This is a genomic window from Pseudomonas sp. PA1(2017) (assembly GCF_001945375.1).
Taxonomy (GTDB): domain Bacteria; phylum Pseudomonadota; class Gammaproteobacteria; order Pseudomonadales; family Pseudomonadaceae; genus Aquipseudomonas.
Genome location: NZ_MSXU01000010.1, coordinates 172,687 through 185,912, shown reverse-complemented (window position 1 = coordinate 185,912; position 13,226 = coordinate 172,687). Strand labels below are relative to the sequence as shown.

General features: G+C 57.5%; 14 protein-coding genes and 1 pseudogene. 11 read left to right on the top strand and 4 right to left on the bottom strand.

All coding sequences use genetic code 11. From position 1 onward, the window contains the following. Nucleotides 1–140 precede the first annotated feature (140 nt). Complete coding sequence (locus tag BVH01_RS15290; RefSeq protein WP_075931172.1) at nucleotides 141–683, top strand: DUF4124 domain-containing protein; 543 nt, start codon at nucleotides 141–143, stop codon at nucleotides 681–683. 367 nt (nucleotides 684–1,050) lie between these two features. Here BVH01_RS15290 and BVH01_RS25000 read toward each other — a convergent pair whose 3' ends face one another. Both BVH01_RS25000 and BVH01_RS15280 read right to left on the bottom strand, forming a co-directional pair. Next, the gene (locus BVH01_RS25000; protein WP_256562779.1) at nucleotides 1,051–1,173 is read right to left on the bottom strand and encodes a hypothetical protein; all 123 of its coding nucleotides are present in this window, start codon (nucleotides 1,171–1,173) and stop codon (nucleotides 1,051–1,053) included. 107 nt (nucleotides 1,174–1,280) lie between these two features. Then, a complete protein-coding gene (locus BVH01_RS15280; RefSeq protein WP_075931171.1) occupies nucleotides 1,281–1,496 on the bottom strand; it encodes a DNA-binding protein in 216 nt (71 codons plus the stop codon). A gap of 90 nt (nucleotides 1,497–1,586) precedes the next feature. Between BVH01_RS15280 and BVH01_RS15275 the strand changes: the two genes are divergently transcribed. The 7 genes from BVH01_RS15275 to BVH01_RS15250 all read left to right on the top strand — a co-directional run bounded on the left by BVH01_RS15275 (nucleotide 1,587) and on the right by BVH01_RS15250 (nucleotide 8,628). Further along, on the top strand, nucleotides 1,587–1,889 hold the full coding sequence (locus tag BVH01_RS15275; RefSeq protein ID WP_236101142.1) for a DNA-binding protein: 303 nt from the start codon (nucleotides 1,587–1,589) through the stop codon (nucleotides 1,887–1,889). A 115-nt stretch (nucleotides 1,890–2,004) separates the two neighbouring features. After that, nucleotides 2,005–2,817 carry a hypothetical protein gene (locus BVH01_RS24455; RefSeq protein WP_139317849.1) on the top strand — a complete coding sequence of 271 codons (813 nt, stop codon included), beginning with the start codon at nucleotides 2,005–2,007 and terminating at the stop codon, nucleotides 2,815–2,817. Nucleotides 2,818–2,877: 60 nt separating this feature from the next. Next, the gene (locus BVH01_RS24450) at nucleotides 2,878–3,582 is read left to right on the top strand and encodes a hypothetical protein (RefSeq protein ID WP_075931170.1); all 705 of its coding nucleotides are present in this window, start codon (nucleotides 2,878–2,880) and stop codon (nucleotides 3,580–3,582) included. Nucleotides 3,583–3,607: 25 nt separating this feature from the next. Further along, nucleotides 3,608–4,909, top strand: coding sequence for a P-loop NTPase fold protein (locus BVH01_RS15265; RefSeq protein WP_168177291.1), 1,302 nt, complete (start codon nucleotides 3,608–3,610; stop codon nucleotides 4,907–4,909). 681 nt (nucleotides 4,910–5,590) lie between these two features. Next, nucleotides 5,591–6,571: a tripartite tricarboxylate transporter substrate binding protein gene (locus BVH01_RS15260; protein ID WP_075931168.1), complete on the top strand. Its 981-nt coding sequence runs from the start codon at nucleotides 5,591–5,593 to the stop codon at nucleotides 6,569–6,571. Between the two features lie 86 nt (nucleotides 6,572–6,657). After that, the gene (locus BVH01_RS15255) at nucleotides 6,658–7,116 is read left to right on the top strand and encodes a tripartite tricarboxylate transporter TctB family protein (protein WP_075931167.1); all 459 of its coding nucleotides are present in this window, start codon (nucleotides 6,658–6,660) and stop codon (nucleotides 7,114–7,116) included. Between the two features lie 3 nt (nucleotides 7,117–7,119). Continuing rightward, entirely contained in the window at nucleotides 7,120–8,628 is a 1,509-nt protein-coding gene (locus BVH01_RS15250) for a tripartite tricarboxylate transporter permease (RefSeq protein WP_013792269.1), read from the top strand. A 172-nt stretch (nucleotides 8,629–8,800) separates the two neighbouring features. On the opposite strand, the gene yghU is transcribed toward BVH01_RS15250, so the two are convergent. Together yghU and BVH01_RS15240 are read right to left on the bottom strand one after the other, a co-directional pair. Next, nucleotides 8,801–9,640 (bottom strand): glutathione-dependent disulfide-bond oxidoreductase, encoded by an 840-nt coding sequence (gene yghU / locus BVH01_RS15245; protein ID WP_075931166.1) that lies wholly within the window; start codon nucleotides 9,638–9,640, stop codon nucleotides 8,801–8,803. A 624-nt stretch (nucleotides 9,641–10,264) separates the two neighbouring features. Then, a complete protein-coding gene (locus tag BVH01_RS15240) occupies nucleotides 10,265–10,756 on the bottom strand; it encodes a hypothetical protein (RefSeq protein WP_075931165.1) in 492 nt (163 codons plus the stop codon). A gap of 198 nt (nucleotides 10,757–10,954) precedes the next feature. Between BVH01_RS15240 and BVH01_RS15235 the strand changes: the two genes are divergently transcribed. The 3 genes and pseudogenes from BVH01_RS15235 (at nucleotide 10,955) to BVH01_RS25255 (ending at nucleotide 13,224) form a co-directional block, all read left to right on the top strand. Next, on the top strand, nucleotides 10,955–11,503 hold the full coding sequence (locus tag BVH01_RS15235) for a DUF4124 domain-containing protein (RefSeq protein ID WP_075931164.1): 549 nt from the start codon (nucleotides 10,955–10,957) through the stop codon (nucleotides 11,501–11,503). Between the two features lie 98 nt (nucleotides 11,504–11,601). Then, nucleotides 11,602–12,354 (top strand): annotated as a pseudogene (locus BVH01_RS25260) (HAMP domain-containing protein); the annotation flags it as partial. A gap of 18 nt (nucleotides 12,355–12,372) precedes the next feature. After that, on the top strand, nucleotides 12,373–13,224 hold the full coding sequence (locus BVH01_RS25255) for a methyl-accepting chemotaxis protein (protein ID WP_371915607.1): 852 nt from the start codon (nucleotides 12,373–12,375) through the stop codon (nucleotides 13,222–13,224). The last annotated feature ends 2 nt before the right edge of the window (nucleotides 13,225–13,226 follow it).

The window sequence follows — 13,226 nt, the reverse complement described above, 5'->3', positions numbered from 1 at the left end:
ATGCAAAGTGTCGAAACCTGCGACCGGTTGATAGCGATCTGTGAAGCAATCGGCAGCTGCGGTGCGCAAACCTGTTGGCAGGCAAACTGCCGAGTATTAGATTGGCAGGGTGCAAGATCGCACCTCAAAGGAACTGAAAAATGCCCGGTCGCAGGATGCTTCCGTTGTCACTCATGCTTTTCGTCACCTTGGCCCATGCGCAGGTCTATACCTGGGTAGACGAGAAGGGGCAGAAACACTTCAGTAGCCAACCACCCGTTGCCCAACCCGTCGAGCCTGTGAAAATCAATCACGGGTATATCGGAGACGGTACGGCTGTCGCGCCTCAAACCCCCTACGCAACACCCAACTCCTCATCGAAAGAAACCAAGCCTTCGAAACGGCAGATGTGTACCAGCGCTATACGTTGGGGGCACGAGGATCTAGAAGATCTCAAAACGCTGTCTACAGCCTTGATGAAGTCTGGACAGTTATCTGCAGCTGATAACGCTAAAGTGCAGAAGGACCTCGCGACTGGCGGCGCCATGATGAATATGCAGGACTGTCTCTCTAGCTCAGGGGAAAGCGAAAAGCGCTATCGGTGTGTATCGGAGGGGCTTGGTCTGATGCTTTGCAGTGGCGCGATGGAGGATGCAATGAAGAAAGCAATGGCGGAAGGGTACAAGAAGGCTAAGAAGCAATAGCTACGACCCTCCGCTAAAGCATCTTTCAAAGGCCGCGATTGGCCCGAAGCAGTAAGCGTCCTGCAGAGTATCCTGCTCAGTTTTGGGCGGCTAAATGCCTTTTATCTGCCCCTGCTCGGCGTGCAGCGAATACAGCCTCAACGTTTTCGTTGGATCTGCCACGGCCTGCCTCGATCGATGCACGAGCCGCAGCCACCTTGTGCTGAACGAACTCAGCATATGCTCTGGCTCGCTGCTGGTGAATTGAGTCGTGCATTACCTGAGCGGCCAGAAGGTTGGCCTGTGGGCGTCAGCCATGAGTCCATCACGCAGTTCAGCCTCCAGTTTCAGCATGAATAAGGGCCTCTTATTAATCATGCCAGGTACCTCAATGCGTAGAGAGCTGATCCGACAGCGGTAAAACGCGCATGGCATAGGTGAAACCATCAGCAGCGCCACATGCATAGCCACCTGCGAAGGCTAGAGCGGCGATGAACAGATAACGGATCATGAGTCAGCCTCTCTGGCGCTCTGGTACAGGATGTTCGGTGGGCTTGGCGAATGTGGTATCGGAGTCGGCATTGGTGGCCATGCAAGCCTCCATGGGGTAGCGAATCTTCATGCTGTCCACTTTTGCTCGAGCAACCACTGCCGGAGCATGGCGCTGTTGACCATGCGGCGTTTGCCAAGCCTCACGGTGGGCAGCACGCCGCGCATGGCCCAGGAGCGAGCCGTGGCGTAGGTGATTCCGTTGCGATCCGCCCAGGTTTCGATGGTTTCAACGTCCTGTTGCGGGCCTATCAGCTTGTTGGCGTCCAGCTGTTCCAGTCCCATGTCGTTCCGTGCCTATTCGTGTCAATATTCGAGGCAGTGAACTTGCCTCATGGATATAGTCCATATGGATAATATCCATAGAGGTGCATTATGGCAATATTCCATAAATGGTATTTGTTAATGGCTCAAGGCATGGCCGATAGAGCGCATCAATTGCTGAACGCAACCAGTCTCAAAGAGCTGGCAGAGGTGAACAGCAAGGACTATGTGCGCTGGCAAAGCATCAAGCGGGGGAGAGCGCGCATTGGTGCTGAAGAAGTGGAGCTTCTAGGGAAGCTGTATCCACAATACCGCTGGTGGCTTATGACCGGGGAGGTCATGCCAGACAAAGGACAAGTCAGCCCCGACTACGACGAGGCCAACAGAAACTTGCCCAATCAGAACGCGGGATAGCGATTACAACGGAAGTAGCTAGGCGCTGGTATGCCCATAAACTCAATAAGTTTGAGTAAGTTTCATAAACTGTCTCTGTCTAGTATCTAAAAATACGACTAAGGATTGGTGTGTTATGGAAAACAAAGTTGCAGACTGCACTCTGGGGGATTTAGTAAGGCTCGCTAGAGAAGCAGCGATTCTTTTTGTTTTATGCTATTTGGCGATCAAGCTATTTAATGGCGATTTGAAACTTAATTTCTCTTCTCTTTCAGCTGTAGAACTTGTGTCAATATTATTGGCATTTTTCTCTATATGTATGTCGGCTGCTTTTTATTTTGCGGCGACTAGTGCGAGCAGCAGATTCTACGATTACGTTAACAAATTCAACTCCCAGAGTTCGGAATTGTTAGGGCGTCTAGAGGAAAGACTACAGAATGTTCATGATAAGCAGGATGAGATTGGAAGCAGAATTAATACTTGGTACTTGAGTCCGGATCGCAAAACTAGCGAATCTGAAGCGCAATCCCAAACAAATGATCAGCAAATCATGGAGCTGCAGGCAGGGCTAGAAGATGTGATTAAAGATCTTTTAGCACGAGCTGGCGTAGAAGGGGATGAGAAAGCTAGATTTGAAGAAGAGATACGGAAAAAAGATCAAGAACTTGCGTACTTAAGAGAAGAGCAAAGTAAGGTGATAGCTAAAGCAGTATTTAGTTTGAAGCATTATTTTCTCAGGTCTATAAAGAAGTATGGTGTTGAGAAAGCGCTAAGCTTAAACCCTGCTGAGCTTTTTAAGGAAATATGCCCAAAAGTTATACCGCCAGTTAGGCGAGATATGATTAGGTGCGGCTTTGCTCGTGAAGGAGTAGAAACTAACCTTCAGTTAACAGAAGAAGGGCGCCGATTTATTGCTGATATAGTTCTTGGTATTGATGAGCATGAGTAATTTTTAGTGTGAATCCAAAGTGAAAGTTTAAAGATTTGTTTATGAGCACAAGGAGTTGTGATGAAAGCTGAAAAGGACGATGTTCCTGATTACCTAAAGCCACGCAAGAAACAAGGCCCATGGCGAACGCTAGCAATCCTGGGTGTTGGCTCTGCAATATTTTGGGGATTAGTCACAGTATTCGCAAAACCCATCGTGATCGACGTGGCGCAGCTCAAGCAGGCTATCCGCTTTGGCGGTGAACCTATATTTAGCCAGCAGCCTGCACAGCCTCAGCAGCCACCAGCCGAAGCGCTACAAGGCAACGATCAAGACTGGATCAGATCCAGCCAAGCTCAACAGACCATCCAAGCTAACCGCGAGCTTGAAGAATGGTCACGCCAACGCGCCCAGGAAACCCAAGAGCGGCAGACTTCGTTTAACGATAGCAACTACAAGCCGAAGCCAATCGCCAACACCTACGCGGCATCTACCTACCAAAGCCAACCAGCGAGCCAGCCACAACGGCAGCAGCGCAAACAGGTGCGTGAGGTAAGCAAATCCTCATACTGGTCCTGGGAAAATGGGCACCAAAAGAAAAGGGTGGGCGGAGAGTTCTCCTGGACAGAGAGAAACGGAGTAATTGACCACTCCAGCGTATGCCAAAACTATGAGAAAGGCTCTTTGATTTATCGAGACTGTAGAAAAGGAGCTAAAGCAAGATTCAAGTCAATGTGCGGGGAAAGCGAAGCAGCGTGCTCTGCAGGAAATTCATTAATGCCTTAGCATGCTTGCTCTTTCGAGAAATTTTATGAAAATAATTATTCCCCCTATTTATGAAAGAAGCTCGTCTTCAAGAGAAGATGGTGCCGACTTTTTTAAGCGCCAAACCTTCTCTGATAATTTGACTCGCTTATTCACGAATGCGGACGAAGGGCTCGTGGTGTCCATTGATGCTGCATGGGGCGATGGAAAAACAGCGTTTGTGCGGAAGTGGATTGAGGGCATAAAAGATGGAGGTGAGCTACTTCCTATATACTACGATGCATATAAAAATGATTTCACTTCGGATGCCTTCCTGTCAATTGCAGTCGCTATTCAAAAAAAATTAGAAGAAACTGTTGGGAGGAAGAGAGGGAAAAGATCTAAAGAATTAATGGAGGGGCTGAAAAGCTCAACATTGAAAGTTGCCAAAGAGTCTCTAAAGCTAGCTTCCGGTGTGGCAGTATCAAACCTATCAGGCGGAATGTTGGGCGTAAAAACAGGAGATATGATTGGAGACTTTATTAATGATACCCTCAGTTATCGAGCCAAAGATCGCTTAGATGCTCATCTGCAAATAGAAGAAAATATAGAATTTTATAAAAAAAGCCTTTCTGACATTCTGAATGGGCCAGGTCTGGCAAAAAAAATCGTATTCTTTGTAGATGAACTTGACAGGTGTAGGCCAAATTTTTCGATGGAAGTGATCGAGAAGGTAAAACACCTGTTTTCAGTGCGTGGTGTGATTTTTGTTTTGGTAATTAATAAGTCGCAAATTCTAAACACTATTTCTCACACATATGGTGTATCTGAAAAGGATTCGGAAATATATTTGCAAAAATTTGTTCACATTGAAACTTCGCTGCCATCTCTAAGAAGGTCTTTTGATAAAAGCTCTAGCGGGCTTGTAGGGTTTTTAGATCAGCTTTTTATTGAGCATGAAATGAAAGAGGATTTAATAGAATATGATAGGGATGGATTCTTTGAGTTCATAGGGCCGTTAATGCTCAACCTTAACCCAAGATCAATTGAGCGGCTTTTTTCAATGGCTGCTACTGTTCTTTTGACCATGAGTGAAGAGGGGCGAGGCGGCGTTATATCTCATATGATTTTTGTAAGTGTCGCAGTAAGAGTGTACGACAATAGGTACTATCAAGAAAAATATCGCTCAGGTTATTTTGTGAGTAGCCATGGTAGTGATATTGAAATACACAAGCATTGCTATAAGTATTTGGAAAATGCTTACGGAGATATTATAAGTAAGCACGCCAGCAATGCGTATAAGATCGATATACTTAAGTCTGTATGTGAGTATATTGATATGTTTTCTATTTCAATTGTAGATGACTGATTTAGCTTGTGCTGGCGGCTATGGTAACGAATCACGGCTTATTAAAGTGTCGAAAAGGTGTCGAAAACACTGTGCTGCATAGGCACGAATCGACATGCCAAGACCCCTAGAAATCACAGAATGGCACGTACTGTGACGCACTGAAACCGCCTAAAAACGGGTTCAAATCCCCACCTTCCCGCCATCCCGAATAACACAAAGCCCCTGAGAGTCTTTTCGAAGATCCCAGGGCTTTGCATTTGTGGCATGGAAGATTTTCCACTCACCTAGTGCCGCGGCGCATTCACACCAGAATCGGCAGCCAGCGTTGCTTCCCCCCTGCAACCACCTGGCGCGCAACACCGCCTCGCATCCAAGCCCTTACACATTTTTCTTCCCCACAACACCCCTGAAAGCTTTACGAAAGGTTTCGGGCGTATTAATGCTGTAACCGGTGTACCACCGGCGGACGGCCTCTGAAAAAGCCGCCTAACAATAATAATCAGTGGAGAGCCATCCCATGCTCGTCACCGCCCGCTGTGCCGCATCCGTTCACGCCTTTCCCCGTTATGCCCTTGCCGTTCGGCCTCCTGCGCCAGGTTTGACCCTGGCCGCTGCCTGACCGGCTGCACGGTATCTCTGCCTTTGCAGCTTCTGCGAGGGCGCCTGTTCGTACTACAAAAATAATCAGAGGTGCGTTCCATGAATCCCATGTTTCGTCGTGTTCTCCTGTCCGCTTGTTGCGCGTTGTTGGCCGGCCAGGCGCTGGCCGATGAGCCGCGTCGCCCCGAGTGCATCGCCCCGGCTTCGCCCGGCGGTGGCTTCGACCTGACCTGCAAGCTGGCGCAGAGCGCGCTGGTGCAGGAGAAGCTGCTCAAGTCGCCGATGCGCGTGACCTACATGCCTGGCGGCATCGGCGCCGTGGCTTACAACGCGGTGGTCGCCCAGCGGCCTGCCGATGCGGGCACCATCACCGCGTTTTCCAGTGGCTCGTTGTTGAATCTCGCTCAGGGTAAGTTCGGCCGTTTCGACGAGAACGCCGTGAAGTGGCTGGCGGCCGTGGGCACCAGTTATGGCGCCATCGCGGTGCGAGCGGATTCGCCCTACAAGAACCTCGGTGACCTGATCACCGCGCTCAAGGCCAACCCCGGCAGTGTGGTCATCGGTGCCGGCGGCACCGTGGGCAGTCAGGACTGGGTGCAGACCGCGCTGATCGCACAGGCCGGCGGCGTCGATCCCAAGCAGATGCGCTACGTGTCGATGGAGGGCGGTGGCGAGTTGGCGACGGCCCTGCTGGGCGGCCATATCCAGGTGGCGAGTACCGACATCTCCGACTCCGTGCCCCACGTGCAGTCCGGCGACATGCGCATTCTTGCCGTGCTGGCCGACCAGCGCCTGGAAGGGCCGATCGTCTCGGACATCCCGACCGCCAAGGAGCAGGGCTTCGACGTTACCTGGCCGGTGATCCGCGGCTATTACCTGGGGCCGAAGGTCAGCGACGAGGCCTATACCTGGTGGAAGAACGCCTTCGACACGCTGCTCGCTTCCGAGGACTTCGCCAAGCTGCGCGCCGAACGCCAGCTCTATCCCTTCGCCATGACCGGCGACGAGTTGGATGCGTACGTCAAGAAACAGGTCGCCGACTACAAGAAACTGGCCAGCGAGTTCGGCCTGACCCAGTAAAGCGCGAGAGCACGCCCCATGGACGATGGCGCTGTCGGTAACGGCAGCGCGGGGTGGCGTGCGCTCGCTCGACGAGGATTTTCCCGATGATCCTGCAACGCATTTTCGCCGTGTCGCTGTTGGCTGCGTGCGTGGTGCTGGCCGTGATGGCCTGGCCCTACCAGGCGCCGTTCTCCTACGAGCCGGTTGGCCCGCGGGCCTTTCCGCTGTTGATCCTGGGCCTGATGGGCCTGGCGTTGGTGCTTCTGGCGATCCGCCCGACGCCCGTGGCCCGCGCCGATGACGAGCCCGAGCTGGATCGCGCGACCCTGACCAAGGTGGTCGCCTGTTTCGCCTTGCTGTTGGTGTTCGCCGCCACCTTCGAACCCCTGGGCTTCATTCTCAGCTCGATCCTCATCGGCGTGCCGATGGCCCGGCTGTACGGCGGTCGCTGGCTGCCCGGCGCCATCGTGGTGGTGGCCATGAGCGTGCTGCTGTACTGGCTGTTCGACCGTGTGATGGATGTTCCACTTCCCCTTGGCCCGCTGGCCGCGCTGGAGAACTGATCCATGGAAACCTTGAGCTATCTGGGGCACGGCTTCGGCATCGCCATGACCCCTTACAACCTGATCACCGCGCTGATCGGCACGCTGATCGGCACCGTGGTCGGCCTGCTGCCGGGCCTGGGCCCGATCAACGGCGTGGCGCTGCTGATTCCCATCGCCTTCGCCCTCGGCCTGCCGCCGGAGTCGGCGCTGATCCTGCTGTCGGCCGTATACCTGGGCTGCGAGTATGGCGGACGGATCAGCTCGATCCTGCTGAACATCCCCGGTGAAGCCTCCACCGTGATGACCGCGCTGGACGGCTACCCCATGGCGCGCCAGGGCAAGGCGGGCATCGCCCTGTCGTTGTCGGCCTGGAGCTCGTTTCTCGGCGCACTGCTGGCGACCTGCTGCATGGTGCTGTTCACCCCGCTGCTAGCGGCCTGGGCAGTGGCCTTCGGGCCTGCCGAATACTTCGTGCTGATGGTCTTCGCCATCGTCTGCCTGGGCGGCATGGCCGGCGACAAACCGCTGAAGACCTTCGTCGCCGCGCTGATCGGCCTGTTCCTGTCGGCGGTCGGTATCGACGCCAACAGCGGCGTGTACCGCTTCACCGGTGACAGCGTGCACCTGGCCGACGGCATCCAGTTCGTGGTGCTGGTGCTGGGCCTGTTCTCGATCAGCGAGATCCTCCTGCTGCTGGAAAAGACCCACCACGGCCACGTGGCGGTCAAGGCCACCGGGCGCATGTTGTTCAACTTCAAGGAAGCGTCGTCGGTATTGATGGTCAACCTGCGTTGCAGCATCTCCGGCTTCATCATCGGCGTGCTGCCGGGCGCCGGTAACACCCTGGCCAGCGCCGTAGCCTACATGACCGAGAAGCGCATGGCCGGCGCCAGCGGCAACTTCGGCAAGGGCGACATCCGCGGCCTGGCTGCGCCGGAAACCGCCATCGGCGCTTCCACCTGCGGCGGCCTGGTGCCGATGCTGACCCTGGGCGTTCCCGGCTCGGGCACCACAGCGGTGATGCTCGGCGCATTGACCCTGTACAACATCACCCCGGGCCCGCTGCTGTTCGAGCAGCAACCGGACATCGTCTGGGGCCTGATCGCCTCGCTGTTCATCGCCAACGTCATGCTGCTGATCCTCAATGTACCGATGGTCGGCCTGTTCACGCGCATCCTCGCGGTGCCGAGTTGGGCACTGGTGCCGGTGATCGCGATCATCACCGGGATCGGCGTGTATGCCGTGCACGCGACCACCTTCGACCTGTTCCTGATGGTCGGCATCGGCGCGATGGGCTACATCATGCGCAAGCTGGACTTTCCGCTGTCACCGGTGCTGCTGGGCTTCATCCTCGGCGGGCTGATGGAGCAGAACCTGCGCCGCGCGCTGTCGATCTCCAACGGCGAGCTGGGCATCCTGTTCTCCAGCCCGATCACCATCGGCACCTGGGTGCTGGTGGCCGCGATGATCATGCTGCCGATGTGGCGCGGCTGGCGTCGTCGGGTGCGTCGCGTGCAAGCGGCGGCTTGATGAGCGGCACGGGGGATGTGGAAAATGGATAACGCTGGCTGAGCTGTTGATCAACTTGCATGAGTCGACACGCAAATAACCCTGCCAGATAAAACCAAGCCCCGATGCCAAAAAGCATCGGGGCTTGGTTTTTTACATCTGAACAACTCGCGTGCGCTGGCGCTATCAGCGTTTACGACAGGTCCGCCGCTTGATGCCGCTCCGGCACCTGCTCGGACTCATCGCCCCAGGTGCGATTCACCCGGCGGCCGCGTTTTACCGCTTCGCGCTCGGCGATCTCGTTGGCCCAGCGTTGTACGTGGGTGTATTCGTGGGCCGCGAGGAATTCGGCGGCGCCGTAGACGTTGTTGCGCACCAGCTCGCCATACCAGGGCCACACGGCGATGTCGGCGATGGTGTAGGTGTCGCCGGCCAGGTAGCGATTATCGGCGAGGCGCTGGTTGAGCACGTCCAGTTGGCGCTTGGCTTCCATGGTGAAGCGGTTGATGGCGTATTCGAACTTCTCCGGGGCGTAGGCGTAGAAGTGGCCGAAGCCGCCGCCCAGGTAGGGCGCCGAGCCCATTTGCCAGAACAGCCAGTTGAGGGTTTCGGTGCGGCCGGCCGGATCCTTGGGCAGGAGCTCGCCGAACTTTTCCGCCAGGTACAGCAGGATCGAGCCGGACTCGAACACGCGGATCGGCGTATCGCCGCTGCGGTCGAGCAGGGCAGGGATCTTCGAGTTCGGGTTGACGCCCACGAAGCCGCTGGAGAACTGGTCGCCCTCGCCAATGCGGATCAGCCAGGCATCGTACTCGGCGCCGCTGTGCCCCAGGGCCAGCAGCTCCTCGAGCAGGATGGTCACCTTTACGCCGTTGGGCGTAGCCAGGGAGTAGAGCTGCAGCGGGTGCTTGCCCACCGGCAGTTCCTTGTCATGGGTCGCGCCGGCAGTGGGGCGGTTGATCTTGGAAAACTGGCCACCGGAAGCTTCAAGGTGCTGCCATACCTTTGGCGGAACATAGGTTGATTGAGTCATCGAATCCTCGCTATCGGCGTTATGGGGCAATGCATGTGAACGCCAGGCTAGCCCGAATACGCCGGCTATTCGAGAGGCCATGGCGCATGTTGGGTATCGATCGGGTTGATAACGAGATCGAAGGGCCGCCACGATTCGCCACGGGTTGCGGCCCTCACAATGATCGCGAGCGGCCTAACGCCCTTGTAGGAGCGCCGCGCCGGCGCGAAGCGATGGTGGCCTTACCGCAAGACTCGCGTCGTACACACGATTCGCCGCGGGTCGCGGCTCCTACAATAATCGCAGGCAACCCACTGTCCGTGTAGGAGCGCCGAACCGGCGCGAAGCGATGGCGGCCTTGCTGCAGGACTGGCGTCGTACAGACGATTCGCCGCGGGTCGCGGCTCCTACAATAATTGCAGGCAATCCACTGCCCGTGTAGGAGCGCCGACCCGGCGCGAAGCGATGGTGGCCTTACCGCAAGACTCGCGTCGTACAGACGATTCGCCGCGGTTCGCGGCTCCTACAATAATCGCAGGCAATCCATTGCCCTTGTAGGAGCGTCGCCCCGGCGCGAAAGCGATTGCGGCCTTACTGCAAGGCCTGCGTCGTACAGACCATTCGCCGCGGCGCGCCCTGATAGGATCAGACGCGCACACCGCCGCGGGCATTCTTCTTCTGCAGAATCTCCGACGCCTCGTTGTAGGCCGCCTGGAAGGTCTCGCTGCCGATCCACTGCACGGCGGCGTCTTCGTCTTCGTTGTGGAACAGGCTGCGATAGACGATCAAGAGACCCATCATGAAGTCGGTCGCCGCTTCCGGGTCTTCCTCGGCGACCACCAGCTCCAGCACCGGGTACTGCAGGAAAACCACGCACAGTGCGAGCAGGCTGACGGCCTCGGCCTTGTGCATCGCCTGGAACAGATCATCGAAGTGCGCCGGGTCGAAGCCGTTTTCCTCGATGTCCTTGAAGTCGAAGGTGCTCAGGTCGATCTCCACGTCATCGAAAGGCTCGTCGATCAGCGGGTTGGCCAGCACCGGGTGCACGACATTGGTTTTCGGCTTGCCCATACGGTTCTGCTTGGCCTTGGTCTTGGCCCGCTGGGCGCGTTTTTTCTGCTTGTCGGGGGAGGCCATGGTGGCGAAGTCCTCGTGTGGAGCTGAGAGCGGATGCGCATTGTATGCAGTCTTGCCCGCTCCGTTGCGCAACTTTATGAACGCCACTATGGTGCGGTTCGCAAATAGCAGGCAGGCATTGCCGCCGCCCCTTGGCAAAGCCGTCGCCTGGTTCTAGATTGCCCGCAGCGCAGCCCGCGCTCCGCTAGGGATTTATCGATGATGCCCGCTCGCCAGATGCTCGCGATGCTCGTGCTCTGCAGCCTGTCTGCCCAGGCCCTGAGCCAGGTGTACACCTGGGTGGACGAGACCGGCCGGAAGCATTTCGGCAGCCAGCCACCGGCGGCCCAGCAGGCCGAAGCGGTGACGATCAAGCCGGGCTACGCCGGTGAAACGCGCGCGCCAGCACCTGAAACGCCCGCCCAGGGCGCAGCGGCTGAGCCTGCGCCAGCCAAAGCGTCCAGACGCGAAATGTGCCAGAGCGCGATGCGCTGGACGGTCACCGATCTCAAGAATCTGCGCGAGATCGCCGAGGCGCGCAAAAGCGCCGGGCGCATCACCGCAGCTGAATACGCCCAGGCGCAAAAGAACCTGGCCGGTGTGGAGCAGCGGATCAGCCTGCAGGACTGCGTCACCAGTTCCGGCGAGGATCAGCAGCGCTACGAATGCCTGTCGAAGGGCGCCGGTGTGCTGGTGTGTTCCGGGCTGATGGCGGCGGCGATGGAGGAGGCCGAAGGCCAGGCCAGGCAGCGGGCCAGAAAGCCCTAGGCTGCATCTACCGGTCGGACGGCTGGTTATCTCGCTGCAATATATTTGTCATGCAACATTCATAAGCTCGTCGCACCTTCCTCCCGTTCGAGATTTCCATGAGCTTTGGTCGTTCGCTGCGTGCCCAATTGGTATTGCTGATTGGCGGTGGCCTGGTGTTGATGTTGCTAATTGCGTTGGCTGGTTTCGCGCTGTTGTCGCGCCAGTTGGATGGCTACGAGGCGCTGCTCAGCGGCCCGCTGGAAGAGGCGCGGCAAGTGGATGGTGCCAACCTGGCGTTCAAGATCCAGGTGCAGGAATGGAAGAACGTACTCCTGCGCGGTGGCGATGAAACGCAGCGCAATCGCTACTGGCAGCAGTTCCAGGATGAAGAGAAGCGCGTGCAGGCGCAGATCGGCCAACTGATCGATACGGCAGGGAGTGCCGATCTGCGCCAGCGGTTGAGCGCGCTGCGCGCCGCCCACGCCGAGATGGGCCAGGCCTATCGCCGTGGTTACCAGGCCTTTGCCGCGGCAGGCTTTTCTGCCCAGGCCGGTGATGCGGCGGTGAAGGGCATTGACCGAGCCACCACCGAGCAGCTGTCTTTACTGGTCGACGAGCTGCACACGCTTAGTCAGGCCAGCGCCAGCCAGTTGAGCGAAATCGCCCAGCGCAGCGTGTTGTTCGGCAGCCTGGCGATGCTCGCGATCGGCGTGCTGCTGGCGCTGTTCAGCGCCTGGCTGGTCAACCGGCGCATTACCACACCGTTGTTGCAGGCTACCGGGCAGCTCGAGCTGCTCAGCCGTGGGCAATTCGGTGAGCGCCTGAGTGAGGGCCGTGAAGATGAAGTCGGTCAGCTGGCCCAGGCTGCCAATCGCCTGCGCGAATTCATGCAGGCGCTGTCGCAGCAGTTACGTCGCGGCACCGGTGAACTGGATGCCGCCACCCAAGAGCTGAGCAGCGTAGCCGGGCATATCGGCCAGGGTATTCGTGACCAGTTCTCCCGCACCGATCAGGTCGCTACGGCGATGCACGAGATGAGCGCCACCGCCGAAGAAGTGGCGCGCCATTCGGCCAGCGCGGCGCGGGCCGCCGACGAGGCCGATCAGGCAGCTCAGGACGGTGAAACCACCATGGCCAGCACCATTGCCACCATCGAGAAACTGCATGGGGAAATCACCCGCACCGCCGAGGTGATCGCCCGGCTCGACAGCGACAGCGAGCGTATCGGCGGCGTACTGGAAGTGATCCGCGGTATCGCCGACCAGACCAACCTGCTGGCCCTCAACGCGGCCATCGAGGCCGCGCGCGCCGGCGAGGCGGGCCGAGGCTTCGCGGTGGTGGCCGATGAGGTGCGCAACCTGTCGTCACGCACCGCCAGCTCGATCAGCGAGATTCACCAGTTGATCGCCAACGTGCAGGGCGCCTCCAGGGAAGCCAGCGTCGCGATCGCTGCCGGGGCCCAGCAGAGTGCGGCCGGAAGGGCGCAGGTCGGCGTGGCGGGTGAGCGCCTGCACAGCATCACCCAGGCTGTGGAAGCCATCCGCGACATGAACCGGCAGATCGCCACGGCAGCGGAAGAACAGACCTCGGTGGCCGAAGATATTGCCCGCAACCTGGCTGAAATCGTCTCCATCGCCCAGAGCAACGAAGCCGACCTGCAGCGCAGCGAATCGGCGAGCCGTGCCATGCAGGGGCTGTCCGGCGACCTGTCGACGCTGGCGGCGCGCTTGCAGCGCTAGGC

What these genes read in the sequence shown, in the direction of transcription:
- BVH01_RS15290 (WP_075931172.1), top strand. Translation starts at nt 141, where the DNA reads ATGCCCGGTCGCAGGATGCTTCCGTTGTCACTCATGCTTTTCGTCACC.
- BVH01_RS25000 (WP_256562779.1), bottom strand. Translation starts at nt 1,173, where the DNA reads ATGATCCGTTATCTGTTCATCGCCGCTCTAGCCTTCGCAGGTGGCTAT.
- BVH01_RS15280 (WP_075931171.1), bottom strand. Translation starts at nt 1,496, where the DNA reads ATGGGACTGGAACAGCTGGACGCCAACAAGCTGATAGGCCCGCAACAG.
- BVH01_RS15275 (WP_236101142.1), top strand. Translation starts at nt 1,587, where the DNA reads ATGGCAATATTCCATAAATGGTATTTGTTAATGGCTCAAGGCATGGCC.
- BVH01_RS24455 (WP_139317849.1), top strand. Translation starts at nt 2,005, where the DNA reads ATGGAAAACAAAGTTGCAGACTGCACTCTGGGGGATTTAGTAAGGCTC.
- BVH01_RS24450 (WP_075931170.1), top strand. Translation starts at nt 2,878, where the DNA reads ATGAAAGCTGAAAAGGACGATGTTCCTGATTACCTAAAGCCACGCAAG.
- BVH01_RS15265 (WP_168177291.1), top strand. Translation starts at nt 3,608, where the DNA reads ATGAAAATAATTATTCCCCCTATTTATGAAAGAAGCTCGTCTTCAAGA.
- BVH01_RS15260 (WP_075931168.1), top strand. Translation starts at nt 5,591, where the DNA reads ATGAATCCCATGTTTCGTCGTGTTCTCCTGTCCGCTTGTTGCGCGTTG.
- BVH01_RS15255 (WP_075931167.1), top strand. Translation starts at nt 6,658, where the DNA reads ATGATCCTGCAACGCATTTTCGCCGTGTCGCTGTTGGCTGCGTGCGTG.
- BVH01_RS15250 (WP_013792269.1), top strand. Translation starts at nt 7,120, where the DNA reads ATGGAAACCTTGAGCTATCTGGGGCACGGCTTCGGCATCGCCATGACC.
- yghU (WP_075931166.1), bottom strand. Translation starts at nt 9,640, where the DNA reads ATGACTCAATCAACCTATGTTCCGCCAAAGGTATGGCAGCACCTTGAA.
- BVH01_RS15240 (WP_075931165.1), bottom strand. Translation starts at nt 10,756, where the DNA reads ATGGCCTCCCCCGACAAGCAGAAAAAACGCGCCCAGCGGGCCAAGACC.
- BVH01_RS15235 (WP_075931164.1), top strand. Translation starts at nt 10,955, where the DNA reads ATGATGCCCGCTCGCCAGATGCTCGCGATGCTCGTGCTCTGCAGCCTG.
- BVH01_RS25255 (WP_371915607.1), top strand. Translation starts at nt 12,373, where the DNA reads ATGCAGGCGCTGTCGCAGCAGTTACGTCGCGGCACCGGTGAACTGGAT.